General features: G+C 77.4%; 26 protein-coding genes. 13 read left to right on the top strand and 13 right to left on the bottom strand.

Going from position 1 to position 25,754, the window contains the following annotated elements; translation table 11 throughout:
- Positions 1 to 22 precede the first annotated feature (22 nt).
- From VEW93_01370 to VEW93_01355, 4 genes are all read right to left on the bottom strand, one after another.
- Positions 23 to 925 (bottom strand): hypothetical protein, encoded by a 903-nt coding sequence (locus VEW93_01370; protein ID HYI60435.1) that lies wholly within the window; start codon positions 923 to 925, stop codon positions 23 to 25.
- A 124-nt stretch (positions 926 to 1,049) separates the two neighbouring features.
- Entirely contained in the window at positions 1,050 to 1,685 is a 636-nt protein-coding gene (locus tag VEW93_01365) for a hypothetical protein (GenBank protein ID HYI60434.1), read from the bottom strand.
- Between the two features lie 88 nt (positions 1,686 to 1,773).
- Positions 1,774 to 2,088, bottom strand: a complete 315-nt coding sequence (locus tag VEW93_01360) for a WhiB family transcriptional regulator (GenBank protein ID HYI60433.1) — start codon at positions 2,086 to 2,088, stop codon at positions 1,774 to 1,776.
- Positions 2,089 to 2,196: 108 nt separating this feature from the next.
- Positions 2,197 to 3,513 carry a PhoH family protein gene (locus VEW93_01355; GenBank protein HYI60432.1) on the bottom strand — a complete coding sequence of 439 codons (1,317 nt, stop codon included), beginning with the start codon at positions 3,511 to 3,513 and terminating at the stop codon, positions 2,197 to 2,199.
- A gap of 239 nt (positions 3,514 to 3,752) precedes the next feature.
- Here VEW93_01355 and VEW93_01350 point away from each other — a divergent pair, with 239 nt between their 5' ends.
- Genes VEW93_01350 through VEW93_01340 form a run of 3 tightly spaced genes read left to right on the top strand, consistent with a single transcriptional unit; the run spans position 3,753 to position 6,041 of the window.
- Positions 3,753 to 4,925, top strand: coding sequence for an aminotransferase class V-fold PLP-dependent enzyme (locus VEW93_01350; protein ID HYI60431.1), 1,173 nt, complete (start codon positions 3,753 to 3,755; stop codon positions 4,923 to 4,925).
- Positions 4,922 to 5,359 (top strand): HIT family protein, encoded by a 438-nt coding sequence (locus VEW93_01345; protein HYI60430.1) that lies wholly within the window; start codon positions 4,922 to 4,924, stop codon positions 5,357 to 5,359. Before VEW93_01350 ends, VEW93_01345 begins: the two co-directional genes overlap by 4 nt.
- A 46-nt stretch (positions 5,360 to 5,405) precedes the next feature.
- A complete protein-coding gene (locus VEW93_01340; protein HYI60429.1) occupies positions 5,406 to 6,041 on the top strand; it encodes a class I SAM-dependent methyltransferase in 636 nt (211 codons plus the stop codon).
- Positions 6,042 to 6,075: 34 nt separating this feature from the next.
- On the opposite strand, the gene VEW93_01335 is transcribed toward VEW93_01340, so the two are convergent.
- The gene (locus VEW93_01335) at positions 6,076 to 6,321 is read right to left on the bottom strand and encodes a hypothetical protein (GenBank protein HYI60428.1); all 246 of its coding nucleotides are present in this window, start codon (positions 6,319 to 6,321) and stop codon (positions 6,076 to 6,078) included.
- Positions 6,322 to 6,486: 165 nt separating this feature from the next.
- Between VEW93_01335 and VEW93_01330 the strand changes: the two genes are divergently transcribed.
- The gene (locus VEW93_01330) at positions 6,487 to 6,792 is read left to right on the top strand and encodes an HU family DNA-binding protein (GenBank protein ID HYI60427.1); all 306 of its coding nucleotides are present in this window, start codon (positions 6,487 to 6,489) and stop codon (positions 6,790 to 6,792) included.
- Positions 6,793 to 6,891: 99 nt separating this feature from the next.
- On the opposite strand, the gene VEW93_01325 is transcribed toward VEW93_01330, so the two are convergent.
- From VEW93_01325 to cofC, 3 genes are read right to left on the bottom strand one after another with little or no spacing between them, the layout of a single operon-like run.
- A complete protein-coding gene (locus tag VEW93_01325; protein HYI60426.1) occupies positions 6,892 to 8,601 on the bottom strand; it encodes a CocE/NonD family hydrolase in 1,710 nt (569 codons plus the stop codon).
- A gap of 51 nt (positions 8,602 to 8,652) precedes the next feature.
- Positions 8,653 to 9,393 carry a PIG-L deacetylase family protein gene (locus VEW93_01320; protein ID HYI60425.1) on the bottom strand — a complete coding sequence of 247 codons (741 nt, stop codon included), beginning with the start codon at positions 9,391 to 9,393 and terminating at the stop codon, positions 8,653 to 8,655.
- Positions 9,390 to 9,989, bottom strand: a complete 600-nt coding sequence (gene cofC / locus VEW93_01315; GenBank protein HYI60424.1) for a 2-phospho-L-lactate guanylyltransferase — start codon at positions 9,987 to 9,989, stop codon at positions 9,390 to 9,392. The genes VEW93_01320 and cofC overlap by 4 nt, the downstream gene beginning before the upstream one ends.
- Positions 9,990 to 10,076: 87 nt before the next feature.
- Between cofC and VEW93_01310 the strand changes: the two genes are divergently transcribed.
- The 4 genes from VEW93_01310 to VEW93_01295 all read left to right on the top strand — a co-directional run bounded on the left by VEW93_01310 (position 10,077) and on the right by VEW93_01295 (position 15,476).
- Positions 10,077 to 11,090, top strand: coding sequence for an NAD(P)H-dependent glycerol-3-phosphate dehydrogenase (locus VEW93_01310; protein ID HYI60423.1), 1,014 nt, complete (start codon positions 10,077 to 10,079; stop codon positions 11,088 to 11,090).
- On the top strand, positions 11,087 to 13,333 hold the full coding sequence (locus VEW93_01305; protein ID HYI60422.1) for a hypothetical protein: 2,247 nt from the start codon (positions 11,087 to 11,089) through the stop codon (positions 13,331 to 13,333). Before VEW93_01310 ends, VEW93_01305 begins: the two co-directional genes overlap by 4 nt.
- Positions 13,334 to 13,451: 118 nt before the next feature.
- Positions 13,452 to 14,675: an adenylate/guanylate cyclase domain-containing protein gene (locus tag VEW93_01300; GenBank protein ID HYI60421.1), complete on the top strand. Its 1,224-nt coding sequence runs from the start codon at positions 13,452 to 13,454 to the stop codon at positions 14,673 to 14,675.
- 9 nt (positions 14,676 to 14,684) lie between these two features.
- Complete coding sequence (locus VEW93_01295; protein HYI60420.1) at positions 14,685 to 15,476, top strand: L,D-transpeptidase; 792 nt, start codon at positions 14,685 to 14,687, stop codon at positions 15,474 to 15,476.
- 9 nt (positions 15,477 to 15,485) lie between these two features.
- Here the strand turns inward: VEW93_01295 and VEW93_01290 are convergent, their stop codons facing one another.
- Entirely contained in the window at positions 15,486 to 18,161 is a 2,676-nt protein-coding gene (locus VEW93_01290; protein HYI60419.1) for a hypothetical protein, read from the bottom strand.
- 73 nt (positions 18,162 to 18,234) lie between these two features.
- Between VEW93_01290 and VEW93_01285 the strand changes: the two genes are divergently transcribed.
- Positions 18,235 to 18,531, top strand: a complete 297-nt coding sequence (locus VEW93_01285; protein ID HYI60418.1) for a GYD domain-containing protein — start codon at positions 18,235 to 18,237, stop codon at positions 18,529 to 18,531.
- A 4-nt stretch (positions 18,532 to 18,535) separates the two neighbouring features.
- On the opposite strand, the gene VEW93_01280 is transcribed toward VEW93_01285, so the two are convergent.
- Entirely contained in the window at positions 18,536 to 18,763 is a 228-nt protein-coding gene (locus VEW93_01280) for a hypothetical protein (protein HYI60417.1), read from the bottom strand.
- Entirely contained in the window at positions 18,760 to 19,173 is a 414-nt protein-coding gene (locus VEW93_01275; protein ID HYI60416.1) for a hypothetical protein, read from the bottom strand. Before VEW93_01275 ends, VEW93_01280 begins: the two co-directional genes overlap by 4 nt.
- 22 nt (positions 19,174 to 19,195) lie before the next feature.
- Here VEW93_01275 and VEW93_01270 point away from each other — a divergent pair, with 22 nt between their 5' ends.
- Positions 19,196 to 19,951: a ribonuclease HII gene (locus tag VEW93_01270; protein HYI60415.1), complete on the top strand. Its 756-nt coding sequence runs from the start codon at positions 19,196 to 19,198 to the stop codon at positions 19,949 to 19,951.
- A gap of 28 nt (positions 19,952 to 19,979) precedes the next feature.
- Here the strand turns inward: VEW93_01270 and VEW93_01265 are convergent, their stop codons facing one another.
- Positions 19,980 to 20,702, bottom strand: a complete 723-nt coding sequence (locus VEW93_01265) for a hypothetical protein (protein ID HYI60414.1) — start codon at positions 20,700 to 20,702, stop codon at positions 19,980 to 19,982.
- Positions 20,703 to 20,804: 102 nt separating this feature from the next.
- On the opposite strand from VEW93_01265, the gene VEW93_01260 reads away from it, so the two are divergent.
- Entirely contained in the window at positions 20,805 to 21,233 is a 429-nt protein-coding gene (locus VEW93_01260) for a hypothetical protein (GenBank protein HYI60413.1), read from the top strand.
- A gap of 52 nt (positions 21,234 to 21,285) precedes the next feature.
- Positions 21,286 to 21,909 (top strand): hypothetical protein, encoded by a 624-nt coding sequence (locus tag VEW93_01255; protein ID HYI60412.1) that lies wholly within the window; start codon positions 21,286 to 21,288, stop codon positions 21,907 to 21,909.
- A 3-nt stretch (positions 21,910 to 21,912) separates the two neighbouring features.
- Here the strand turns inward: VEW93_01255 and VEW93_01250 are convergent, their stop codons facing one another.
- Positions 21,913 to 25,137 (bottom strand): AAA family ATPase, encoded by a 3,225-nt coding sequence (locus VEW93_01250; GenBank protein ID HYI60411.1) that lies wholly within the window; start codon positions 25,135 to 25,137, stop codon positions 21,913 to 21,915.
- 82 nt (positions 25,138 to 25,219) lie between these two features.
- On the opposite strand from VEW93_01250, the gene VEW93_01245 reads away from it, so the two are divergent.
- Positions 25,220 to 25,754 (top strand): ATP-binding cassette domain-containing protein (locus VEW93_01245; protein HYI60410.1); only part of this gene is annotated, 535 nt, incomplete at its 3' end.

Raw genomic sequence — 25,754 nt, 5'->3', positions numbered from 1 at the left:
GGGGCCGAGGCTACCGGTGACCTCAGCGGTGATCGGGGATCGTCGGCGCCCCCACGGCCCGCCGCAGGGCCCCGGCCAGGCGGGGGGCGAGCAGGGCGTCGGTGGCGGCCAGGAGCACCGCCCGGGAGGGGAGGGCCTGCTCCAGCCAGCGGGCGAAGCTGCCGTGGTCGCACCACCGGGCCACCTCCGGCGCCACCAGGGGCAGGAGCGCCCGCCGCAGCGCTCGCTCCGGGGGCGAGGCGGGGTCGCCGGGCTCGGCCAGGGCCCGCCGCATGACCTCCCACCCGGCCACCGACGGGCGGGGGGCGATGCGGTGCAGGAGGGTCACGTCCCGCGGGGTGAGCCCGGCGCCCACCAGCGGGTGCAGCTCGGCCAGGCCCAGCAGGGTGCGCCGGGGGGCCGGCTCGGACGCCACCTCGGCCACCACCCGGTCGAGCCACAGGGTGGCCCACCACGGCCCGGGCGGCCCGGCCGGCGGCGGCGTGGGCCGGCCCAGGGAGCGCAGCAGCCCGTCGATCAGGCGGCCCTCCGGGGGCCCGGGGGCGGCGGGGCCGGGCCCGCCGGGGCCGGCCACCCGGTGGGCGACGTGGCCGGACCGGTCGGCCAGCACGGCCAGGGCCACGGGCCGGTCCGAGGCGCCGCCGGCGGGGTGGCCGGCGGGCCGGGCCGATGCCGCGGTGACCAGCCCGGAGACCGACCACCGGCGCCCCACCTCGGTCCCGGCCAGGACGGCCAGGGGGTGGTCGCCGGGGCCGACGGGCCAGACGGCCAGGTCCACCCCGTCGGCGGTGAGGCGGGCCCGGACCAGGGCGGCGCCGGGCACGTCGCCGGCCAGGTGGGCCTCGAGCAGGCGCTCGGCCAGGACCTCGACCAGCTCGCCGGGGCGCAGGGGGTCGGGCGGGTGGGAGCAACTGGGGTGGGGCACGGACGGGGACCTCCGGACAGGCGGCACGGCCGGCGGTCGGAGGAGGTCCGGGGGAGCCGGAGGAGGGGACCGCGACCTCCGGGGGGCCAAGTGTGGGGACCCCCCGCGACAGCGGCCGGGGGGATCAGGCGATGGCCGTTGAGCCGCCGGTGGCCAGGTCGTCGACGCGATCGACGAAGCGCAGGGCGCCGGGCATGCGCCGCTCGGCCAGCACCCGGGCCAGGCGGGCGTCGGAGGAGGCGTAGGCGTGGAGCGCCTCCCGCGACAGGTCGTGGATGCGGGCCCGGTCGACCTCCACCGGGGCCAGCCCGACCAGGCGGGCGATGGACTTGAGCGAGCACGACACCCGCAGGACGGGCCCCACGTCACCGCGGTACATGCGGTAGGCGTCGAGGTGGCTGTGGCGGTGCCAGGCGCCGCGGTAGGCGCCCCGGTGCCCGGGCAGGGGCGCCCGGTCGTCACCCAGCGAGGCGTCGAGGCGGAGTTGGAGGCCGAGGTCCATCCGGTGGAGGTCGGCCCGGTGGGCCAGGAAGGGCAGGTCGAAGGCGGCCCCGTTCCAGGTGGCCAGGATCCCGGCGGGCAGGGACCGCAGCCGCTCGGCCAGGTCGAAGAGCAGCGTGGTCTCCCGGCCGCTGAAGATCTCGTCGTGCCCGGGCAGGGACAGGGCGACGGTGACCACGGGGGCGACCCGGGGGTCGAGCCCATCGACGGTGGTGTCGGTCTCGATGTCGAGTCCGTAGACGACCGGGCGGCGCGTCATCAAGGGGACAGGCTACGACCGGCCCGTGGCCTGTGGGGGGATGGTCACGGAGGGTCCCGGCGACGGTGGGTCCGGCCCTCGGGGGCGCTCAGACGGCGTGAGCCACCCGCCCGCCGATGGGCGCCGGTACGGCGTAGCCGGCCGCCGCCCGCTCCCCCTCGCTCTCGCCGCCCCAGAAGCCGTACTCCAGCTGGCCCCGGGCGTGGTCCCGGCACTGGAGCCGGACCGGGCACCGCAGGCAGACCTGGCGGGCCGCGGCCTCCCGGCGCAGCCGGGCGGGGGGCCGCTCGGCGTGCGGGGCGAAGAAGAGCTCGGTGCGCCCGTGGCAGATGGCATCGTCCAGCCAGGCGGGCCGGTCGAGATCGGCCAGTGATCGGATCGAGTCGGGCGTGATCACGCTCATGGCTTCCGTTCCCCTGTCGGTGGTGGTCCAGGGTACGGAGGGGCCCTCGATCTGTCCCCCTCTACGGGACAGATTGTAGGGATACTTCACATCTCCTTCGGAGATGAGCTACTCGGGGCTGCGCTCCAGCACGCTGGTCACCAGGGCGGCCACCGGGCTGCGCTCGGCCCGGGCCAGGGTGACGTGGGCGAAGAGCGGGTGCCCGGTCAGGGCCTCGATCACCGAGGTGATGCCGTCGTGGCGCCCCACCCGCAGGTTGTCGCGCTGGCCCACGTCGTGGGTCAGCACCACCCGGCTGCCCTCACCCAGCCGGGACAGGGCGGTCAGCAGCACCTGGCGCTCCAGGTTCTGGGCCTCGTCGATGACCACGAAGGCATCGGTGAGGCTCCGGCCCCGGATGTGGGTGAGGGGCAGCACCTCCAGCAGGTCGCGAGCCAGCACCTCCTCCACCACCTCCCGGCCGGCCACGGCGTGGAGGGCGTCCAGCACCGCCGCACCCCACGGGCCCATCTTCTCCTCCCGGTCGCCGGGCAGGAACCCGAGGTCCTGGCCCCCCACCGCGAACAGGGGCCGGAACACCAGGACCCGGGAGTGGGTGCCCCGCTCCAGCACCGCCTCCAGCCCGGCGGCCAGGGCCAGGACGCTCTTGCCGGTGCCGGCCCGGCCCCCGAGGCTGACGATGCCCACGCTGGGATCCGACAGGAGGTCGATGGCCACCCGTTGCTCGGCGCTGCGGCCCCGCACGTCGAAGAGCGTCCGCTCGCCCGAGAGCAGGTGCACCCGCTTGTCGGCGTGGACCCGGCCCAGGGCCGATTGCGAGCCGCTGGTCAGCGCCACCCCGGCGTGGCACGGCAGGTCCCGGGCCTCGGCCAGGTCGAGGGTCCGCTCCTCGAACAGCTCGTCGATGGCGGCCGGGTCCACCTCCAGCTCCACGTAGCCCGTCCACCCCGTGTCGCGGGCCTGCTCGTTGCGGTACTCGTCCGCGTCGAGGCCCACGATGCTGGCCTTCAGCCGCAACGGCAGGTCCTTGGTGACGATGACCACGTCGTGGCCCTCGGCGGCCAGGTTGTGGCCCACGGCCAGGATGCGGTGGTCGTTGTTGTCGGTGGCCAGGCCCGGGGGGAGGCCGGCCGTGGCCTGGTGGTTGAGCTCCACCCGCAGGGTGCCGCCGTCGTCGTTGACCGGCAGGGGGGCGGTGAGCGAGCCGTGCGCCAGCCGCAGCTGCTCCAGCACCCGCAGCGCCTCCCGCGCCGCCCATCCCAACTCCGGGTGGTGGCGCTTGCCCTCCAGCTCGGTCAGGACCACGACCGGGAGCACCACCTCGTGCTCGGCGAAGCGGGTCAGGCAGCGCGGGTCGGCCAGCAGCACCGAGGTGTCGAGCACGTGGGTGCGGCGGCGGGAGGGGGAGGAGGGGGCGTGGGGCACGGGAGCTCCCGGGGACGTCGACGACGGGTGGGCCGGTCGCGTCACCGTGCCGCTCCACCGCCCGACACGACAGGTCGGGGACGAGCCGGCGAGAGGTGACGCACCGCCGTCCATGCAACACCTCCGGGGCCGGGCGGGCGGGGATGGGCCGGCCGGGATGGGCGCCGGCGGCCACGCACCGGCGGACCGCCCCGCGCCGCCCGGTGGCATGATCCGGCGATGGATGGCGGTGCGGCCCGATGACCGAGCCCGAGGGCGACGTGCGGGACCTGTTCCTGCTGCCGGAGGGCGTGGTGTGGCTCAACACGGCCTACATGGGCCCGCTGCCCCGGGTGGCGGTGGAGGCGGGCTGGTCGGCCCTGGACCGCAAGTCCCGGCCCTGGACCGTGGTGGACGACGACTTCTTCGTGCCCGGGGAGACGTACCGGGGCCTGGTCGCCGGCCTGCTGGGGGCCGACGCCGACGGGGTGGCGGTCACGCCGTCGGTCAGCTTCGGCCTCTCCACCTTCGCCGCCCTCCTGCCCCTCGACGCCGGGCAGGTCGTCCTGGTGCCCGGGGGCGAGTTCCCGTCCAACCTGCTGCCGTGGACGGCCGCCGCGGCCCGGGCCGGGGCCACCGTCGAGCGGGTCGCCCCCGGCCCCGACGGCGACCACACCGCGGCCTTGCTGGCGGCGGTGGACGCCCACGGGGAGCGGGTCGCCCTGGTGGCCGCCCCGCCGTGCCACTGGACCGACGGCACCGTCATCGACCTGGTGGCGGTGGGCGCCGCCGCCCGCCGCGTCGGGGCTGCCCTGGCCGTCGACGTGTGCCAGAGCCTGGGGGCGGTGCCCTTCGACGTCTCCGCCGTGCAGCCCGACGTGGTGGCCGGGGCCACGTACAAGTGGCTGCTCGGGCCCTACGGGATGGGCTTCGCCTGGTTCGCCCCCCGATGGCGGCACGGCCCCCCGCTCGACCACGCCTGGGCCAACCAGGCCGGCGCCGACGACTTCACCTCCCTCACCGCCCTGGACGCCGGCTACCGGCCCGGCGCCCGCCGCTACGACGTGGGCGAGGCGGCCCACCACCAGCTCATGGCCATCGCCCTCGCCTCCCTGCGCCTGGTGAGCGGGTGGGGCCCGGCCCGCACCGCGGCCCACGCCGCCCGCCTCACCACCCGCATCGCCGAGGGCGCCGCCGCCCTCGGGCTCGCCGTCCCCGAGGCCCGGCTGCGCTCGCCCCACCTGATGGGCCTGGGCCTGGCCGGCACCGGCCTGGACGCCGCCGGCCTGGCCGCCCACCTGGCCGATGACCGGGTCCACGTCAGCGTGCGGGGACCGTCGCTGCGGGTGTCGGCCCACCGCCTGAACTCCGACGACGACGTGGACCGCCTGCTGGCCTCGTTGGCCGCCGCCGTCGAGGGGGCACACCGGTGACCATCCGGGCCGACGGGTGCACGTTCTGCGCCATCGTGGCCGGTGAGGTCCCGGCCCACGTGGTGCTGGACGACGACGTGGCCCTGGCCTTCCTCGACATCCGGCCCTTGTTCGTGGGCCACACCCTGCTGGTCCCCCGGGACCACCACGAGGCCCTGCCCGACCTGCCCCCGGCCCTCGTCGAGCCCCTGTTCGCCCGGGCCCGGCGGCTGGCCGCGGCCATGCCCGAGGTGCTCGGCGCCCAGGGCTCGTTCGTGGCCGTCAACAACGTCGTCAGCCAGAGCGTCCCCCACCTCCACGTCCACGTGGTGCCCCGCACCCGGGGCGACGGCCTCAAGGGCTTCTTCTGGCCTCGCCTCCGGGGCCTCGACCCCGACGAGGCGGCGGAGGTGGCCCGCCGCCTCCGAGCCGCCGTCGACCCGGGCCCGGCCTGAGCGGTCCCGCCGGACCGACCCGGTCCGGCGGCGCGAAGGTGGGGGCATGGCCTTGCGCGACCGGATCTTCGCCGCCCTCTACGACCGGGTGCTGGCGCCCATGGAGGAGGCCGGCTTGCGGGCCTGGCGAGCCGACCTGCTGGCCGATCTCTCGGGCACCGTGGTCGAGGTGGGGGCGGGGACGGGCGCCAACCTGGCCCACTACCCGCCGGCCGTCGAGCGCCTGGTGGTGACCGAGCCCGAGCCGGCCATGTTGGCCCAGATGCGCGACCGGTTGGGCACCGTGCGCCCCGGTGTGCCCGTCGAGGTGCGGCGGGCGGCCTCCGCCTCCCTGCCCCTGGCCGACGGCGAGGCCGACGCCGTGGTGTCGACCCTGGTCCTGTGTTCGGTCCCGGACCCGGCGGCGACCCTGGCCGAGCTCCGCCGGGTGCTGCGGCCCGGGGGCCGGTTGGTGTTCATGGAGCACGTGGCCGCCGACCACCGGCCGTCGCGGCTGCGCTGGCAGCGCCGGTTCGACCACGTGTGGCCCTTCCTGTGCGGGGGGTGCCACCTGACCCGCCGCACCGCGGAGGCCATCGAGGAGGCCGGCTTCACCCTGGAGGACGTCCAGCGGGAGAGCGCCCGCAAGGCCTCACCGCTGGTGCGGACCATGGTGCGCGGCACCGCCGTGGCCCCGGCCTGACCGGCGCCGCCGGCCGGGGCCGGTCAGGGACCGGTCAGGGCTCGAGGACGACGCGGGGCCGGCCGCCGGCCACGGTGATGGTGGCCGGCAGGCCCAGCAGGTCCACGGCTTCCCGGCCGGGCCGCGCCGGGCCCCGGACGTCGACGACCTCGCCCTTGGCCGGGCCGGCCAGCACCGTGAGCTGGAGGCCGACGGTGCCGTCGTCGCGGTCGTCGGCGTCGATGACGATGGCGTCGTAGGTGCCGTCGGGGAGGGGTCCGGCACTGGCCTCGGAGGTCACGGGCCGAGCCTCGCGCCCCGCCCCGTCCCGTGTCACGCCCTTGCGACGCAAGGCCTCCGCTCGGGGAGGGTGCTTGACCTGGGGGTACGCCATCGGCTCAGATGCGCGCCGAACGGAGAGCGTTCGACCCATCCCACGATCCCAGGAGGTTGGCCAGTGGCCAACGTGACCAAGGCCGATTTCATCGCTCAGGTGGCCGCCCAGGCCGGTACTGACAAGACCACCGTCGCCGCGGTGATCAAGGCCTTCGAGGAGACCGTGGCCGCCACGGTCAAGAGGGGCGACTCGATCGTCCTGACCGGTTTCCTCAAGTTCGAGCAGGGCCAGCGCAAGGCCGGCACCGCCCGGAACCCGCAGACCGGGGAGGCCGTCAAGACCAAGGCCAAGAAGTACCCCAAGGTCAGCGCCGGCACCTCGCTGAAGAAGATCGTCAACAACGAGAGCCCGGCCCCCAAGCTGGCCAAGGCCTGACCCGAACGCTCTGAAGGCGTCCGTGCGAAGGGGCCCTCCGGGGCCCCTTCGTCGCGCCCGGGCCGGCTCCGTGACCGGCCGGTCGGCCCACCGGGCCGGTCAGCCCTCCGTGAGGCCGGCGGCCAACGGGACCTCGACCCCCGCGGCGCTGATGGTGACCCGACCCCCCAGGCGGGGGGCGCCGTAGGCGGTGGTGGTGGCCACGATCTGGAGGACCAGGCCGGCCCCGTCGCCGACGGCCAGGCGCTGGGCGACGACCTCCAGGTCGACCTCGGCGGTGTGGCGGGCCCCGTCCAGGGTGACGGCGATGGGGGTGACCTGGTTGCCCACCACCACGCCCCGGGCCCGATCCACCAGCTGGGCGAACAGCCGGGTGGGCCGGGGGCCGTCGGGCACCGTGCCGGCGTAGGTGAACCGCAGGCGGGGTGCGCCCACCGCCAGGCGGCCGTCGGCGGCGGCGTCGACGTCCACGGGCACCTCGACGGCGTTGGTGGCCGGGGCCGGGGTGATGCCGGCCACCAGCCCGGCCAGGATGTCGTCCGGGTCGGTGGGGGCGGCGGCGGACGGCCCGGAGCCGCCCTCGGCCACCAGCTCCAGCGTCGCCGGGGCGTCCAGGGCCCCGGTGACGGTGCCGTCCTCGGTGGGTACGGCGTCGCCGGTCCATCGGGTGCCGTCCTGGTCGACCAGGTCGACGGCCGGACCCACGTCGACCGAGGCGTCCCCCTTCACCCAGTGGTCCAGCCAGGCGAACGACGCCTCGGCCACCCGCTCGGGGTCGCCCTCGTCGGTCAGGCAGGCGCCGTGGCCCCCGCAGAACCACAGCATCTTGGTCGGCACGTCCCGCTCCACCAGCGAGGCGTGGACGGTGAGGGCCTCGTCCAGGGTGAACAGGGTGTCCACCGTGCCCTGCACCAGCAGGGTGGGCACGGTGATGCGGTCCACCGCGTCGCCCGGGCCCCGGGACCGGAACCACTCCCGGTCCTCGTCGCTGATCACGCCCTCGGCCTGGCCCGAGGTCGAGGCGCTCAGGATGTGGGGGTCCAGGGAGCCACCGGCCGCCGCGTCGACCAGGATCTTGGACCAGCCCGTCTTCACCGTGTCGGCCTTGAACAGGCTGCTCTCCAACGAGTGCCAGGCCAGGCCGGGCACCAGGGCGTCGACCCGGCAGTCCTGGGCCCCCACGGTGAGCTGGATGCCCCCGCCGTAGGAGAAGCCGACCATGCCCGAGCGGGGGTCGCCCTCGCCGTCGAGCTGGGCCTCGGGCTGCTCGGCCACCCAGTCCAGCAGCACCTGCACGTCGCGGCCCTCGGCGTCGGGGGCGTTGACGGCGGCCGCCCCGGTCGACTCGCCGAAGCCCCGCGGGTCCCAGGTGAGCACGTTGTAGCCGGCCTCGTTGAGGGGGCCGATGCCCAGGGCCCCGAACAGGGCCGCGCCCTCGACGGAGGTGTCCCCGGCCAGCGACCAGCCCGGCCCCATGAGCACGGTGGGGGCCGGCTGGTCGGCCGAGGCGCCGTCGACCGGGAACCAGTGGGCCCGGATCTCGGTGCCGTCGAAGGAGGTCACGGTCACGTCGCCGGGCGTGCCCTCCACCGGCACCGACCCCACCGCGTCGACGGTGGCCCCCTGGTCGCACGGGTTCCCGGCGCCGCCCCGGGCGCCGCCCGGGGCCACGGTGGTCGGGGCGGTCGTGGGGCCACCGGCCGAGCCGCCGCCGTCGTCGGAGCACGCCGTCCCGGTGGCCAGGAGGCTCCCGGCCACCACCAGCGGGGCGGCGCGGCGGGCCAGGGCCCGCAGGTCGATGGTGCGCATGGTGGTCCCCTGTCGTGGCCGCAGCGCCCCGACGCTAGTTCTGACGGACCGTCAGCGATCGGTGGGCAGCCGGGCGAACAGCTCGGCCCCGGCCCGGCCCACCCGGCGACCGGCCACCGCGGCCTCGTCCCGGACCCGGCGGCGGAAGCGGTCGCGCTCCTCGCCGGCGTCCTCGTCGGTGATGAACATGGTCGAGCGGAACTGGCTGCGGTGGGCCTCCAGGGCGGCCAGCTTGGCCTCCAGGGCCTCGGGGGGGGCCACCTCGGCGTGGTCGGCGACGTCGGCCTCGAACAGCAGCAGCGCCCCGGGCCGGTGGTGGGCCACGCCGTGCTCCGGGAAGAAGTGTGGGTCGCGGGCCGCCACCAGGGCGTCGACCACGATCCGTCCCGCGGCCCGGTGGTCGGGGTGGAGGCGGTGGCGCCGCCACGGGTCGTGGCCCAGCAACACGTCGGGCCGCAGCTCCCGGATGTGGCGGGCCACCGCCGCGGTGGCCTCCCGGTCGGCCGCCAGCTCACCGTCCACGAGGCCCAGGAACACCACCGCCCCCCGGGCCCCCAGGGCCTCGGCCGCGGCCCGCTGCTCGGCCTGGCGGGTGGCCACCAGCTCCGCCTGGTCGGCGTCGGGGTCCCACGTGCCCTTGGAGCCGTCGGTGCAGACCAGCAGCGACACCTCGCACCCCACGGCCGCCCACCGGGCCAGGGTGGCCCCGGCCCCGAACTCGACGTCGTCGGGGTGGGCGCCCACGGCCAGGGCCCGCTCGGGGACGTCCAGGTCGCGGGAGCGGACGGTCACGTCGGGTCGGCGACCGCGGCCCGGGCCAGGTCGGCCTCGGTGGGCAGGTCCAGGTCGGTGGGCAGGTCGACGTCCCAGCCCAGCCGGGCGTCGCGGATGGTGCGCACGGCCAGGCCCAGCCGGGCCGCCTCGGCCCGGTGGCGGGCGAAGGAGCCGGGCCCGTAGGCGAAGCGGAACCCGCACCGGGCCGGCAGGACGATCACGTTGGTGCCGTCCTGGCGACGGTCCGGCACCAGGGTCACCTCGTCCCGGGGGCCGTCGGCCAGGGGGGCCAGGTCGCGGGCCAGGGGCAGGTCGGCGTGGGCCACCACCACCCGGTCGGCCCCGGTCGCGGCCACCGCCTCCACCCCGGCCTCCACCGCCCCGTCCAGGCCCAGGCCCGGGGTCCAGGCCACGGTGACGCCGAGGCCCCGGGCCCAGGCCGCCACCTCCTCGTCGTCGCACACCACGGTGACCGGCAGGGGAGCGGCCGCCGCCACCACCAGGGTGGCCATCTGCCGGGCCAGCTCGGCCCGGGCCGCCGGGTCGAGGGCGGCGGCCAGGCGCACCTTGGCGGTGCGGAACGCCTTCACGGGGACCACGACGGCGGCCGGCACCAGCCCGAGGCTACCGGTGCCGGCCGGTCGGCTCGCGGCCGGGCCGCGGCCTGACGGCTGCTCGGCGACCCGGTGTACGGTCCGCGCATGGACATCAGGGTGGCGGTGATCGGGTCCGGGTCGTGGGGGACCACCGTCGCCGCCCTGGCCGCGGGCAACACGCCCACCACCCTGTGGTCCCGGCGGCCCGAGCTGGCCGAGCAGATCCGCACCGAGCACCGCAACGGCGACTACCTCCCCGACCACCAGCTGCCCGCCTCGCTGCACGCCACCGCCGATCTGGAGGAGGCCGTCAGCCAGGCCGACGTGCTGGTCATGGGGGTGCCGTCGCTGGGCTTCCGCTCCACCCTGGAGCAGGTGGCCGAGCACCTGCGGCCCTGGGTGCCGGTGGTCAGCCTGGCCAAGGGCCTGGAGGTCGGCACCCGCCAGCGGATGAGCGAGATCATCACCGAGGTGACCCCCGGCCACCCCGTCGGAGTGCTGACCGGGCCCAACCTGGCCAGGGAGATCCTGGCCGGCCACGCCGCCGCCGCGGTGATGGCCATGGACGACCACAACGTGGCCCGCGCCCTCCAGGCCCTGTTCCGGACCGAGCTGTTCCGCGTCTACACCAACGAGGACGTGGTCGGCTGCGAGCTGGGGGGCGTGCTCAAGAACGTCATCGCCATCGCCGCCGGCATGGCCGACGGGCTGGGGGCGGGCGACAACACCCGGGCCGCGGTGGTCACCCGGGGCCTCAACGAGATGACCCGCCTGGGCATGGCCCTGGGGGGCGAGGCCCTGACCTTCTCGGGCCTGGCCGGCATGGGCGACCTGGTGGCCACGTGCATCAGCCCCCAGAGCCGCAACCGCCACGTGGGCGAGCGCCTGGGCCGGGGCGAGACCATCGAGGAGATCATCGCGGCCATGAACATGGTGGCCGAGGGGGTCAGGACCTCGAAGGTGGTGTGCGAGCTGGCCGACGAGCTGGACATCGACATGCCCATCGCCGCCCAGGTCAAGGCGGTGTGCCACGACGGCCGCGCCGCCGACGCGGCCTACCGGGGCCTGCTCAAGCGCGACTCGGGCCACGAGCTGGCCGGCGTCCGCCCCGGCCGGTGAGCTGGCGGGAGGCCGTCCGGGCGCTGGCCGGGGTGGCGGGGGGCGGGCGGAGCCCTGACCGGGACCCGGGGTCCCCCCGCGACGCGCCCTGGGTCGAGCAGCGGCCCGACGGGGAGCTGACCCGGGCCTGGCTGCCCCGCATGCGGGCGTCGGGGTGGGTCCTCCCCCCGTCGCTGGCTCGGGACGACGCCGTGCCGTCCTGGACCCGGCTGGGGGTGGTCGACGGCCGCCGCACCTCCACCGTCGATCCCCGGGGCCTGGTGACCGTCCACGACTCGGTGTCGGTGGACTGGGCCGTCGGGGCCGAGGACCGCTGGTACCACCCGGCCCGGGAGGCCAACGTCACCCAGGCCCGCATCGACGGGGCGCCGGTGGTGGAGACCACGGTGCGGGTGCCGGGCGGCCACGTCGTCCACCGGGCCTTCGGGGCCCGGGGCTCGCACTACCCGGGGGGCGACGAGTGGCTGGTGGTCGAGGTCGAGAACCGCTCGGCCGTCCCGGTGGTGCTGGCCTGGGTGGTGCGGCCCTTCTCGCCGGTCGGCCTGGTCTCCAACCGGGGGATCGACCTCCTGCCCGTGGCCGGTGAGCCCCGGAGCGGGACCGGCGTCCAGGTCCTGGAGGTCTACGACCCGATCGCCCTGTTGCCCCGGGCCCCGTCCCGATGGGCGCGCACCTGCGACGGCACCGATCCCCTCCGCCACGTGGAGGCGGGCGACGCCGAGCCCTGGCCCATGCCTCCCCTGCAGGGCGAGGGGGCCGAGCTGTCGGGGGAGGAGGACCTGGCCCTGGTGTCGGCCGCCTTCCTGACCCCGCTGCCCCACACGGCCACCGCCCGCCTCCTGCTCCTCCCGTCCGGCTACGACCTCGGTGGCATGCTCACCGACGACGACAGCGGCGTCCGCATCGGGTGGCCGGCCCACCTGCCCGACGCCGAGGCCGTGGCCCGGGGGTGGATGGCCCTGGCCGACCGGGGACCGCGCCTCGAGCTGCCCGACCCGGTGCTGGCCGAGGCGGTGACCGCCGCCCGCCGATCCCTCCCCCTGGCCCACCGGGTGGTGCGGGAGCCGGCGGCCTCGGACGCCGCCCCCCCGCCGGCCACCCACGCCGTCACCACCGGGACCCTGCCCGGGGACGACCCGGTCGGTGACCGCATGGAGATCCTGTCCACCCTGGCCTGGTGGGGCGAAGCCGATGCCGTGGACCGGTTGCTGGCCGCCTGGCCCGACGACCAGCAGCGGGGAGGCGGGTTCGGCTCCCCGGAGGCCACCGCCGCCGCCCTCCGGGCCCTGGCCGTCCACGCCGTGGCCTCGGGCGACATCGGGCCGGCCCGGGCCTGGCTGCCCGAGGTCGGCGGGGCCATCGAGGCCCTGGGCCGGGCCGTGCGCAAGCCGTCCGGCACCGACCCCCGGGTGGTGGCCGAGGGCCTCGACGCCGGGGCCCTGCTGCTGGCCCGCCTCGACCAGCCCGACGCCGCGGCCCGGGTGGCCGCCGACGCCGCTCGGGTCGGGGCCCGGGCGCACCCCACGGGGCCTGCTCCCGAGCTCGACCTGGACGCCCCGTCGACCACGCCCCGAGCCCTGGCCGCCACCGCGGTGGCCGCGGCCCGGGCCGGCCAGCCGTCGGGGGCGCTGTGGGGCCTGCTGCGACGGGCCTCGGCCACCTGGACCTGGTCCGACCCGGAGCGGTGGGTGGGCGACGACGGCCTGGCCCCGGCCCGGCTGCTCGACGCGGTGGCCCGCCTGCTGGTCGCAGACGGCCCCGAGGGCCCGGCCCTGACCCCGTGGTTGCCGCCGGCCTGGTGGGGGCAGGGCTGGGAGCTCCACGGGGCGCCGACGCGCTGGGGCACCCTGTCCTACGCCGTGCGCTGGCACGGCGACCGCCCCGCCGTCCTGTGGGAGCTGGCCGACCCGCCCGGCGAGCCGGGCGCCGTCCTCACCGCCCCGGGGCTCGACCCCGGGTGGTCCAGTCGCGATCGCCGGGGCGAGGCCCTCCTGGACCCGGTGCCCCGCCCGGCCGAGGCCGGCCTCCACCCCGACTCGGCCTCAGCCTCCGACTCGGGCTCGTCGGCCGAGGGAGACCCGGCCGGCACCCCTCGGGCCGTGGCCGTCGCCGCCCCGCCCCGCTCGGTGTGGCGCCCCCAGGACCCCGGTCCCGACGCCCCGCCCCCGTCGACCACCCCGCCCCCGGCCGAGGACCCGCCGCCCGGGGCTCCCGACGACGGGGGAGGCGCCTCCTTCACCTGACGAACCTTGGACCAGTGACGACCTCCGTGGCGGACTCCGGTCCAAAGTCGGAGGGCGGGGGGAGGGTCACTCGGGCCACGGGTGGCGTGAGGCAGGCCCACGCGGGAGGATGCGGCGCGTGACCGATGGCGAGCAGGAGGCCCTGGGCGACGAGCTCACGCCGTCGGGCGAGGCTGCCGGCGCCGGGCCCACGCTGCGGGGCCTGCTGGCCGAGCAGGGCGTCGACGACGCCACCCTGGACCGGGCCCAGGCCGCCGGGGTCCTGGGCTTCCTGGCCGTCGAGCGCTTCGCCGTGCCCGACCCGGCCCGGTACGACCTCGACGAGCTGGCCGCCGTCACCGGCATGCCGGCCCGGCAGATCACCCTCATCTGGCGGTCCCTGGGCCTGCCCGAGCCCCGGCCCGGCGGGCGGATCTTCACCGAGGTCGACGCTGAGATGCTGGGCACGGTGGCCGGCCTCATGGAGCTGGGGCTGGTCGAGCCGGACCTGGCCGTCCAGATGAGCCGGGTCATCGGCTGGTCGCTGGCCCGGGTGGCCACGGCCATGGTCGACTCCTTCGAGGCCGACCCCGCCACCCGGGCCGCCGACGACCCGCAGATGGCCCTGGTGGCCAACACCATGCTCCCGACCATGACCCAGGTCATCGAGCACGTGTGGCGGCGCCACCTGCAGATCGCGGCCCGGCGCCGCATCGTCCGCGAGCTCGACACCGGCGAGGGGCGGGACGTGAAGGCGGTGGGCTTCGCCGACCTGGTCGGCTTCACCACCCTCAGCCAACAGGTCGACGAGCACACCCTGGCCAGCATCGTGGGCCGCTTCGAGGAGATCGCCTACGACACCGTCACCAGCTTCGAGGGCCGGGTGGTGAAGATGATCGGCGACGAGGTCATGTACGTGGTCGACGACCCGGCCGAGGCGGTGCGGGTGGGCCTGGCCCTGGCCGAGGAGTACGCCGCCGACGAGGCCCTGTCCGACGTGCGGGTGGGCATCGCCTGCGGCCCGGTGCTGGAGCGGGAGGCCGACCTGTACGGCCCGGTGGTCAACCTGGCCAGCCGCGTCGTCAACATCGCCTTCCCGGGCTCGGTGGTGACCACCGACGAGGTCCGCACCGCGGTGGGCGACGACGAGGCGTTGGCCTGGAAGTCGCTCAAGCCCCGGCGCATCAAGGACATCGGGCGGGTGCCGCTGTGGTCGGTGCGCCGGGCCGACGACGACGACCGGGCCGGGCCCCGCTCGGTGGTGCGCGAGCGCCGCACCGAGGCCCGGGAGGAGCGCCTGGCCGCCCTGGAGGAGGCCCGGGTCCGGACCCGCTCGGGCTCCGGGCGCTCCCGGCCGCGGTAGCGTCCGGTCATGCGTGTCGCCCGGGCGGTCGGCCCCGTGCTCGTCGCCGCCTGCCTGGGCACCCTGGGCGGCGTGCTGGCCACCACGGGCCGCGACGCGCCCGTGGTCGCCGGCCGGGTGGGCCCGACGGTGGCGACGGCCCCCGCGCTGGTGGAGGGGGCCTGGCCCATCAGCGGCTTGCCCCAGGGCCCGAGCCGGCCGCTGGCCTTCCCGGTGGCCGACGCCGCCGGGCCCTTCGTCGAGGTGTTCGACAGCCCCGACGCCGCCGAGCCGGAGGTGCTGGCCAACCCCACCTGGGAGGGCCTGCCGGTGGTGTTCCGGGTGCTGGAGGACCGCCTCGACGGCTGGCTGCGGATCCAGGTGTCGTCTCGCCCCAACGGCCGCACCGGATGGGTGCGGGCCGAGGCGGTGACCCGGCGCGAGGTCCCCAACTGGATCCGGGTCGAGCTGGCCGCCCGCCGCCTCACCGTGCTCCACGGCGACACCCCCCTGCTCTCGACCACCGTGGCCGTGGGGCGCGACGACACCCCCACCCCGCTGGGCACGTACTTCGTCGACGGGGTCCGGCCCCTGGAGCCGCCGGACCCGGCCTACGGGGCGGGCCAGCTCAGCGTCAGCGCCTTCAGCCCCACCCTGGAGAGCTTCGGCGGGGGCGTGGGCCAGATCGCCCTCCACGGCACCTTCGCCACCGGCCTGCTGGGCGAGCCCACCAGCAACGGCTGCGTCCGCATGGACAACGGGGCCGTCATCCAGGTCATGTGGCTGGCCCCCACCGGCACCCCGGTCGAGATCATCCCCTGAGCCGGGCCCTCACCGGTCGTCGAGGGACAGGGTGGCGATCCCCCAGGGGCGGAGCGTGAAGGGCCCGTCCAGGCGGTCCAGGGGGCGGCCCCGGAGGTCGACCTGCCAGCCCGGGCGGTCGACGTGCACCACGGTCTCGGCGTCGCTCGGGTTCCAGACCCGCACCTCCAGCCGGCCGTGGCGGCGGCGCACCGAGGACACCTCGGCCCCGTCCACGGCCAGGGCGGTGTGCCCGTCGGCCCGGTGCGGCCCCCGGGGCGAGGCCACCAGCAGCCCGACGACCAGGTCGTCGGCCAGGGCCAGGGGGTCGGCCGCGTCGACGGCCAGGCCGTAGCGCACGGTGGTGGGGCCGGGCACCTGGGCCCCGGGCGTGGCCACCACCGGCCCGGCCGGGACGGGCCGGGTCTCCATGGGGCCCTGCGACAGCAGGCCGGTGGCCCGCAGCAGGGTGAGGGCCAGCTCGGTGGCCTCCTCGTCCTCGATGCCGACCAGCTCGTACTCCACCACGCCCTCCACCACCGCGGTCAGGTCACCGGCGGTGACGTGGCCCCGGGCCGGAAAGGTGGGCAGGGGCGCCTCGGTGGGCCCGCCCTCGGCCTCCAGGCCCCGGGGGACGGTGGCAAAGGCGCACCCGGCGGCTGAGGCCGTGGCCCGGCGGGGGAGGGGGTGGTGCACCCGCAGGCGATGGTCGCGGCTGCGGTTGTCGACGGTGGTGGTGACCCGCAGCAGGGCCTCGCCGGCGTGGACGGCCAGCTCGGTCACCACCGTGGTGGCCACGGCCCCGGAGCGGGCCCCGTCCACCACGGCCTCGGGCCAGGTGTGGTCGGCCTCGATGCGGACCCGGGCCCGGACCGGGCCGTCCTCCACCACCGCCACCCGCACCGCGTCGGGCGCCTCGACCAGCACGTCGCCGGCCGGGGGCGGGCACCAGTTGTAGGTGTCGCCGTGGTCGCCGCCGTCGACCAGGCGGCCGTAGCCGGGCCGCCCGCCCAGCGACCACGTCCCGGTGCCGGGGTCGACCTCGACCGCGACCACGCCGTTGCCCAGCCGGGCGCCGCCGCCCTCGGTGACGGCGGCCCGGGCCGCCTCGACGGGGGCGGCGCCGGCCGGGTCCCAGCGCCGCCAGGAGAAGCCGTCCACCGTGGCCCGGGCCAGCAGCCGCAGGCCCGGGTGGCCCTCCCGCCAGGCCATCACCGGCGTGCCCGGGGGCCCGGCTGCCACCAGCTCGGCGACGCGGGCCCGCAGCTCCTCGTGGTCGATCTCGGCGTCGGGGGCCACGGCCGCGGCGCGGGCCAGGACGGTGATGCCGTCGGGTCCCTCGTCCAGGTCGACCTGGACCAGGCTGCGGTCGGTGGCCAGCACCCGGGTCACCACCTCGCCCAGGTTGACCCGGCTCCCGCCGTCGACCAGGCGTCGGGCCGGTAGGGGGGCCAGGACCTGGGTGCCGGCCGGGGCGCCGGCCCCCTCGGGGTCGTCCACGGTGACCTCGACCACGCCGGTGCGGGCCCGGGCCGTGGGGTTCACCACCACCGGGCCGGTGCCGCCGGCGGCGGCCCCGATGCCCCTCAGGGCCAGGGCCACCAGGCCGTCGGCCACGTCGATGGCCTCGTCGTAGCGGTGGAGCACGGCGTCGACCACCGGGTCCACCGAGCAGGCGCAGATCGAGTCGTGGGCCGCGTTGCGGACCACCAGGCCCCAGGCCTCGGCCAGGAAGGCCTCGGGCCAGGCCCCGGCCGGGGCGAACAGGGCGCAGAGCGGCTCGGCCCGGCGCTCCAGCGCGGCCTCGGCCCGGGCCGCCCGCTGGCGGACGTCGACCCGGTTGGAGGTGACGCCCATGAGGACGTTGGTCCGGGCCCCGGAGCGCAGCTCGCCGGTCCAGGTGGGCAGGGCGGCCCGCCCGCCGGGGGCGTCGTCGAGGGCCGCGGCCCGGGCCGCCACGTGCTCGGCCAGGGAGCAGACCCGCAGGTCCCACTCCTCCGAGAGCGCGTCGGCCTCGGCCACCAGGCGCCCCAGGGCGGCCTGGGGCATGAGGTGGTCGGTGCCGTTCATCCACAGCAGGGGGTCGCCGGAGCGGGGCTCGTGGCGGTCGGCCCAGTCGGCCACCCGGGCCAGCAGCTCCTTGGCGTCGGGGGGCAGGACGGCGCCGTTGGAGTACCCGTCGGCCAGGTACTCGGCCAGCACCTCGCTGCCGTCCGGCGAGCGCCACCGGAAGGCGGGGGCGTCGACGGCAGCCGGGATGCCCCGCCACACCACGGCCTCGTCCAGCCCGAAGCCGGCCAGGACCTGGGGCATCTGGGCGATGTGGCCGAACATGTCCGGCAGGTAGCCGACCTCCATGGCCCCCCCGAAGGAGGCGGCCCGCTCCAGGCCCATCTCCAGGTCCCGCACGATGGTCTCGCCCGAGACCAGGAACTCGTCCATGAGCACGTACCAGGGCCCCACGCTGAGGCGGCCGGCGGCGACCAGGCGGCGGATGCGGTCGGCCTCGTGGGGCCTGATGGCCAGGTAGTCGTCGACCACGGCCATCTGCCCGTCGAGCATGAAGTGGGCGTAGCCGGGGTCGGTGTCGAGCCGGTCCAGCAGCCCGTCGACCAGGTCGACCAGGCGCATGCGGAAGGCCTGGAAGGTCCGGTACCACTCCCGGTCCCAGTGGGTGTGGGGGACGATGTCGACTGATCGGGCCATGGCCCCACGCTAGGAGCCCCGCCCTCCCGCCGAGGCCGGGGTCGAGGGCGCGGGCACCAGGTAGGTTGCCGCCATGCCCAAGTACGTGATGCTGTCGACGCTCGGCCCCGACGGCGCCGCCCGGCTGCGCGACGACCCGCAGCGGCTGAAGGCGGTGAACGGCGAGCTGGAGGCCATGGGGGTCAAGGTGCTGGAGCAGTACGCCCTGCTCGGCCAGTACGACTTCCTCAACGTCCTGGAGGCGCCGGACGAGGTCACCATGGCCAAGGTGGCCACCGCCCTGGGGGCCCGGGGCACGCTCAAGACCCTGACCCTGACCGCCATCGACGTGGACACCTACATCGAGTCCCTGGGCCGGGGCGTCGGCTGAGACGCTAGATCCACCACATGGATGTGCGGCGCTCCCGGCGGATCGACGTGCGGGGCAGCGGCCGGGGCAGGAGGGTGTCGTCGGAGGCCCGCCGCAGCCGGTAGCCGTCCTCGTCGTGGCCAGCCACCACGTAGCCCCGGTGCCAGTGGCCCTCGAACCCGTCGCGCACCTCGACCCGGGTGCCGGGGGCCAGCACCCGGTCGGTGGCCGGGGAGGGGTCGGGGTCGATCACCGGCGGAGCTCCCGGACCGGCCACCCCCGCCCCGACGGGACCGCCAGCGAGGCCAGGGCGGCCAGGGCCACGGCGGTGCCCACCGCCCGGGCCGCGGCCTGCTCGTCCCGCCCGCCATCACCCCGGCCCCGGCCCGGCGCCGCGCCCCGGGCCCGGACCCCGAAGGCCGAGCCCACGCTCAGGATGCTGCCCACGGAGCCCACGCTGAGGATGCTGCCGGCCGAGCCGACGCTGAGGATGCTGCCGGCGGAGCCGACGCTGAGGATGCTGCCGGCCGAGGCCAGGGACAGGATGGCCCCGGCCGAGGCCGCGCTGAGGATGCTCCCGGCCGAGAGCATCGACAGGTCGGAGCTGACCGAGAGCACGGACAGGCGGGAGTCGACCGACGACCTCGACAGCACGCTGCGCACGGGGGGACGGTACCGTCGCGGCGTGCCCACCCGCTCGGCGCCCGCCCGGCCCCGGATGCGCCGCGCCCTGCAGGGCAAGGCCCCGTCCCTGGCCGTCGAGCGCGAGCTGTGGGCCGACGGCCACGAGGTGGTGGTCGGCCTGGACGAGGTGGGCCGGGGCGCCTGGGCCGGGCCCCTGACCGTGGCCGCCGCCGTCCTCCCCCCGGATCGGCGGGTCAACGGCGTGCGGGACTCCAAGGCCCTGACCGCGGTGGAGCGCGAGCGGCTCTACGACCGGGTCGCCGGCTGGTGCGCGGCGTGGGGCGTGGGCCACGCGTCGGCGGCCGAGTGCGACGCGCTGGGCATGTCCGAGGCCCAGCGCCTGGCCGCCCGCCGGGCCCTGGCCGGCCTGGGGGTGGAGGTGGGGGCCGCCCTCATCGACGGCAAGTGGGACTTCGTGGGCGCCGCCACCACCCGCATGATCGTCAAGGGCGACGCCCGCTGCCTGTCCATCGCCGCCGCCTCCGTGCTGGCCAAGGTCACCCGCGACCGCATGATGCGGGAGCTGGCCGGTGACCACCCCGGCTTCGAGTTCGCGGCCAACAAGGGCTACCCGTGCCCCCGCCACAAGCTGGCCCTCCGGGGCCACGGCCCCACTGCCGTGCACCGCATGAGCTGGGCCTTCGTCGACGACCTGCCCTGGTCGACCGCGGCGCGCGACCGGGTGGTGGCCCGCGAGGCGGCCCGGGAGGAGGCCCGCCTCCAGGCCCAGCGGCTCCAGGGCCGCCTGTTCGCCTGACCGCAGCCCCGGGCCGGCCCGGTCTGGCCTAGGGGCCCCAGCCGGGCGGGACCTGCGACGCGGGCGGGACCGGGCCCCGCGGCCGGCGGCCGAGGTGGCGCGTCTCGCCGTCGTCGGGGGTGGGTCCGTCGTCGGGCCCCGGTCCGGGCGGGGGCCACGGGGGCGGCGGGTCGACCGGCCGGTCGCCCTGGGCCGGCCGGCGCCGTCGCCGGGCCCGGATCACCAGCACCACGGCCACCGCCACCCCGGCCATCACCACCAGGCCGACGACCATCACCGAGACCAGGGCGGTCACGCCGAAGCGGGTGACCTCGTCGCCCAGGTCGGTCTCGTCCAGGCCCGCGGGGCGGGGGCCGTAGGCCTCCTCCAGCTGGGCCCGGGTGTGCTCCCGACGCTCGCCGTCGAGGGTGACGCGCAGCTCCTCGAAGCGACGGGGGAAACGTTGCCAGGCCAGCTCGGCGGCCAGGTCGTGGGCCTCGGTCAGGGTGTCGCCCCCCGGGGCCGAGGCCGTGACCACCAGGGTGCTGGGCCCGCGGCTGTCGATGGTCACCGTCACGTCGCCGAAGCCGGCGTCACGCAGCACGGCGCCGAAGTCGGTGAACACCCGGATGGTGCTGCAGGCGCCCAGGAGGACCAGCCCCAGGGCCACCAGGAGGACGACCGGCCGGGCCCCGGGGCGGGACGGGGGCCGGCGCCCGGGACGCGGCGCCGGGGGCTCAGGGGGGTGGGGGGCCGTTCGGCGGGTGGGCACGCGTCGTCCTCGGTGGCGGTCGCCGTGAGCCTACGGGGACGGCCGGCCGCCCTCGCCGCTCCGGTGGGGCCCGCTCGGGGACCCTCCCGTACCCTGGCCGCCGTGCGCCCGCTCTCCCCCCGGACCCGTGCCCTGGCCCTGGCCCTGGCCGGGTGGACCCTCCTGACCTGGACCACGCGCCTCCCCCTGGCCTGGGGCGACGACGCGCTGGAGACCGGGGAGAAGGTCCTGGCCACCCTGCCGGTGGGGGCCTTCGTGGCCCTGGCCGCCCTGGCCGCGGTGGCGGTGCTGCGCCGCTGGGACCGGGCCGGCGCCGCGGTGACCGGCCTGGCCGCCTGGTCGCTGGGCTACTGGCTGGTCCGCCTGCCCCTCATCGTGGCCCACGGGCACCGGGTGGGCTTCGTGGTGGTCCACACCGCCCTGGCCGTGGTGGCCGGGGCGCTGTCGGTCCTGGCCCTCCGGGGCCTGGGGCGCGACGGGTCCCGGCCCCGGTGGGCCCGGGTGGCCGGCCCTCGGGGAGCCACCGGCTGAGCGGCACCGCCGTTGGACGGCCCCGTGGGGCGACGCAGTAGGTTGCCGAGCCATGGGTCAGCCGATCGTCGTCGTCGAGAAGCCCTCGGTGGCCAACCCGGGGATGGTCAGATTCGAGACCAACCGGGCCCTCACCGGCATGGGGCACGAGCGCTACGTGCCCGGCGAGGTGCGGGGCGACCGGCCGCCCGACGAGCTGGCCCGCCGGCTCCTGGCCCGGGGCGGCATCGTCGCCATCCACATCAACGGCAGCGTGGTCACCGTCGACCTGGTCAAGGGCCACGGCACCGACGGCCTCCGGGAGATCATCGAGGGCCTCTACATCCACTACCCGCCGACCGCCGATGGTGACGAGGCCGTGCTGCCCGACGGGGACCAGCCCACCAGCGAGGGCGAGCTGGTCGAGACGGTGGTCGAGGCGGCTGACGACGCCCCCGCCCCCCAGCACGAGCCGGCCCGGCCCGCGGCCGAGGTGGCGGCCGAGGAGCTGGCGTCGGCGGCCGACGACACCGGGGAGCCGGCTGCCCCCTCCGCCGGCGCCACCGTCGAGGCCGACGAGGTCGCCGATGCCGACGTCCAGCAGGTCGAGGGCGACGCCCCCACCGTCGACCAGTCCCCGGTCGATGCCCCCGGCACCGCCCCGCCCGACGACGCCAGCGAGCCGGGACCCGGCTGAGCGTCAGCCCCCGGGACGGCCCGGGGGCTCATAGGCGCAGGTGGCACCGGTGCGGACGGTGGCCCGCAGGTGGGCGGCCAGGGCCGGGTGGGCCGCGTCCAGCTTCCGCAGGGTGTCGCGGATGCGCTCGGTCACGGCCTTGCGGGCGCGCTCGGCGTCGTCGCCCAGGCGGCGGCTGCGCCCGCCCAGCCCCGTGGCCCGCCGCAGCTCGTCGATGAGGGCGGCCCGCTCGGCGTCGAGGGCCCCGGCCCGGGTGTCGTCGTGGCGGGCCAGGGCCCGGTCGATCTCGTCGTCGAGCTGGCCCAGCCGGGTCCGGTAGGCGGCCTTGGCCTGCTCGTCGAGCACGGCGTCACCCCCCAGGGAGCGCGCGGCCCGGGCCGCCCCACCGCCCTCGGGGTGGAGCAGGTCGACGGCCCGGACGCCCATGCCGGGCCGGGCCAGCAGCGTGTCGATGTCGGCCAGCCCCTTGGCGTGCGGGACGTGGGCGGTGGTGCCGGCGTAGGCCAGGGCCCACACGTCGCCGTCGCGCCGGAACGTGGGGCGGCCGCCGTCGTCGGTCGCCGGCGGGCCACCCGGCGGCGCCGGCTCGGCGGTGGGGGCGGGAACCGGGCCGGGGGAGCCCGCGGCCCGGCCCAGGGCCTGGGCCCGGGCCACCACCCGGGCCATGCCCAGGGCCCGGGCCTCGTCCTCCACGGCAAGCAGGAGGGCGGCGGCGCCGGGGTCGCCCGGGTCGCGGGCCAGGCGGGCCTCGGCCAGGCGGCTCCGGGCCTCGACCGCCCAGGGCCGGGCGCCCAGCCGCTCGGCCTCGGCCGCCGCCGCCTCGAAGGCCCCGGCGGCCTCGTCCCACCGGCCCGCCCCCAGCTCGACCAGGCCGGCCCACAGGGAGAAGGGCCCGTCGACCGGGCCCTGGTCCATGGCGGCCCAGCACCCCCGCAGCGGGGCCAGGGCGGCCCGGGCCCCGTCGAGCCGCTCGGCGTCGCCGGTCGCCGCCGCCAGCTGGGCCCGGAAGCGCAGCCACAGGGGGGCGAACCAGCGGGCCGGCTCGGCCCCGGTGCCGGCCACCTCGTCGGCGTAGGCCCGGGCCCGGTCGACCGCCCCCCGCTCCAGGGCGGTCACGGCCCGCAGCAGGCCGGCGTGGGGGTGGCCGGCCTCGGTGGCCGCGCCCAGCAGCGTGTCGATGGCGTCGTCGCGGCCCTGCTGGAGCTCGATCGACCACCGGACCTGGACGGCCAGGGCCAACACGTCGTCGTGCTGGTGGCCGGCCCGGGCGTCGATGGCGGCGGCCTCGTCGAGCAGGGCCCGGGCCTCGTCGAAGTGGCCCTGGAGACCGGCCACCAGGGCGCCCGTCCACCGGGCCAGGCCCCGGGACATGCCCGAGCTCAGGTGCCGGGCCCGGGCCTGGAAGGCCTCGTGCTCGTCCAGGGCCCGGGGGTCGCCCAGCTCCACCAGGTCGAGCACCCGGCGCTGGCTGGCCTCCACCTCCGAGGACAGGTCGCCGGTGCGGTGGGCCACGGCCAGCATCTCGTCGGCCAGGTCGATCCGGTCCCCGGCCGTCCCCGGGGCCCACAGGGCGTCGTGCCGGGCCACGAGGGCGTCCCACAGGGCCCGCTCGTCGCCCGACCGGCGGCACATCTCCAGCGCCACCGCGGTCAGCTCCTGCTCGCGGCCGAGGGCACTGGTGGCGGCCGACGGGTGGCCCTGGTCCACCACCAGGCGCCGGTGGGCCCTGTCGACCAGCTCGGCCGCCCGGCGCCGGTCCTCGTCGGAGGCCACCAGCCACACCGAGGCCCGCAGGCTCAGGGCGGCCCGGGTCAGCAGGGCGGCGTCGTCCAGGTCGAGGGCGGTGGCCGCCGCCTCCTCGAAGGCCCGGCGACTGGCGGCCAGGTCACCGGTGCGCAACAGCGCCCAACCCAGCTCGACCGACACGAAGGCCCGCGGGCGGGCCCGGTCGGCGGGCAGGACGGACAGGGCCCGGCGCAGGTGGCCGGCCTCCTCGTCGACGGCCATGCGGCTGGCCGCGGCCCGGGCCGCGGCCAGCAGCAGCCCGACGGTGCGCTCGGCGTCGACCCGGTCCCCGGCCCGGTGGGCGTGGTGGGCCAGGTCGCCCGGCTCGACCAGGGCGGCCACCTCCTCGGCGGCCTCGGGGCGGTCGAGGGCGGCCACCACCGCGGCGTGGCGCCGGCGGGCCTCGTCGGGGGCCAGCCCGGCCACCAGCGCCTCGCGCACCAGGTCGTGGACGAAGGCCAGGCGGCCGTCCTCGGCCAGCACCAGGAGGCGGGCGGCCAGGGCCTCGCCCAGCACGGCGTCGAGCTCGGGCCCGGCCCGGCCCAGCACCGCCCCCAGCACCGGCCGGTGGGTGGCCCGGCCCAGCAGGGCGGCGGTGGCCAGGGCGTCGCGGACCTGCTCGGGCAGGAGGGCCAGCCGCCGGTCGACGGCGTCGCGCACCCCGGGGGCGACCCCGTCCACCACGCCCGTGCTCTGCCACAGGCGGGCCGTCTGCTCCACGAAGAAGGGGTTGCCGCCGGTGCGGCGGTGGAGCTCGTCGACCACCTCCGGCGGCGCGGTCCGGCCGGTGGTGCGGGTCACCACCTCGCCCACCTGGGCCGGGGAGAGCCCGGTGAGGGTCACGGCCCGGGCCTTGGCCACCAGCGGGGCGATCAGGGGGGCCAGGGGGTGGTCGCCGGCCTCGACCTCGACGTCCCGGTAGGTGCCGACCAGCAGGAGGCGCTCGTACCAGCCGTGGCGGGCCGCGAACTCCAGCAGCCGCAGGGTGGGGGGATCGGCCCAGTGGAGGTCCTCGAGCACCACCACCACCGGGCGGGCCCGGGCCAGCGCCACCAGCAGGGTGGTGACCGCGTCGTGGAGGCCGAAGGCGTCGCCCGCGGCCGGCCCCAGGGCCCCGCCCCCCTCGCCCAGCAGGAGGCCCAGCTCCCCGCCGGCCTCGGCCCGGGCCCCGGCCCACGTCTCGGGCCCGGCGCTGCGCTCGAGGGCGCGCAGGGCCTGGACCCAGGGCCAGTACCCGGGGGCGCCCTCGCGGTCCCAGCACGTGCCCACGGCCACCGCGGCGCCGCCGTGGCGGGCCCGGTCCACCGCCCCGGCCACCAGCGACGACTTGCCGATGCCGGCCTCCCCGGCCACCAGGACCAGGCCCCCGTGGCTGGCCAGGGTGCGGTCCAGCTCGGCGTCGAGGACGGCCGCCGGTTGCTCCCGACCCACCAGCTCCGACACCGTCCGTGGCCTCCGTCCCTGGTCAGGGGGCGGCCAGGGGGCGACCTGGCGGGTGCCAGGCCCGATCTGGCGCCTCCCGGGCGTGGACCGACCCTATCCGGAGGCCGAGATGACCCTCACTGACACCCAACCCCAGGGCGGCCGGCCGGCCGCGGCCCTGGCCCCACCCGCCATCGAGGCCCGCGGCCTGGTCAAGACGTTCGGGGAGACCCGGGCCGTCGACGGCCTGGACCTCGTCGTCCCCACCGGGGGGGTCTACGGCGTGCTCGGCCCCAACGGGGCGGGCAAGACGACGACGATCCGCATGCTGGCCACCCTGATCCCGCCCGACGCCGGCAGCGCCCGCGTGCTGGGCCACGACATCCGCACCGAGGGCGACGCCGTGCGGGGCGAGGTGAGCCTCACCGGCCAGCTGGCGTCCGTCGACGAGGAGCTGACCGGCCGGGAGAACCTGGTCCTGCTCGGCCGGCTGCTCGGGCTCACCCGGGCGGGCGCGCGGACACGCGCCGACGAGCTGCTCGAGGCGTTCGGGATCAGCGACGCGTCCGGGCGGCTGGTCAAGCACTTCTCCGGCGGGATGCGCCGGCGGCTGGACATCGCGGCGAGCATCGTCGTCA

The organism is Acidimicrobiales bacterium (assembly GCA_035630295.1).
Lineage (GTDB): Bacteria > Actinomycetota > Acidimicrobiia > Acidimicrobiales > Iamiaceae > Iamia.
Note: the sequence above shows the minus strand (reverse complement) of the source record. Positions and strands in the feature narration are given on the sequence as shown.

Excerpts from the sequence above, each read along its gene's own strand:
- VEW93_01365 (HYI60434.1), bottom strand. The coding sequence starts at position 1,685 with ATGACGCGCCGCCCGGTCGTCTACGGACTCGACATCGAGACCGACACC.
- VEW93_01360 (HYI60433.1), bottom strand. The coding sequence starts at position 2,088 with ATGAGCGTGATCACGCCCGACTCGATCCGATCACTGGCCGATCTCGAC.
- VEW93_01350 (HYI60431.1), top strand. The coding sequence starts at position 3,753 with ATGACCGAGCCCGAGGGCGACGTGCGGGACCTGTTCCTGCTGCCGGAG.
- VEW93_01340 (HYI60429.1), top strand. The coding sequence starts at position 5,406 with ATGGCCTTGCGCGACCGGATCTTCGCCGCCCTCTACGACCGGGTGCTG.
- VEW93_01325 (HYI60426.1), bottom strand. The coding sequence starts at position 8,601 with ATGCGCACCATCGACCTGCGGGCCCTGGCCCGCCGCGCCGCCCCGCTG.
- VEW93_01310 (HYI60423.1), top strand. The coding sequence starts at position 10,077 with ATGGACATCAGGGTGGCGGTGATCGGGTCCGGGTCGTGGGGGACCACC.
- VEW93_01295 (HYI60420.1), top strand. The coding sequence starts at position 14,685 with ATGCGTGTCGCCCGGGCGGTCGGCCCCGTGCTCGTCGCCGCCTGCCTG.
- VEW93_01290 (HYI60419.1), bottom strand. The coding sequence starts at position 18,161 with ATGGCCCGATCAGTCGACATCGTCCCCCACACCCACTGGGACCGGGAG.
- VEW93_01285 (HYI60418.1), top strand. The coding sequence starts at position 18,235 with ATGCCCAAGTACGTGATGCTGTCGACGCTCGGCCCCGACGGCGCCGCC.
- VEW93_01255 (HYI60412.1), top strand. The coding sequence starts at position 21,286 with ATGGGTCAGCCGATCGTCGTCGTCGAGAAGCCCTCGGTGGCCAACCCG.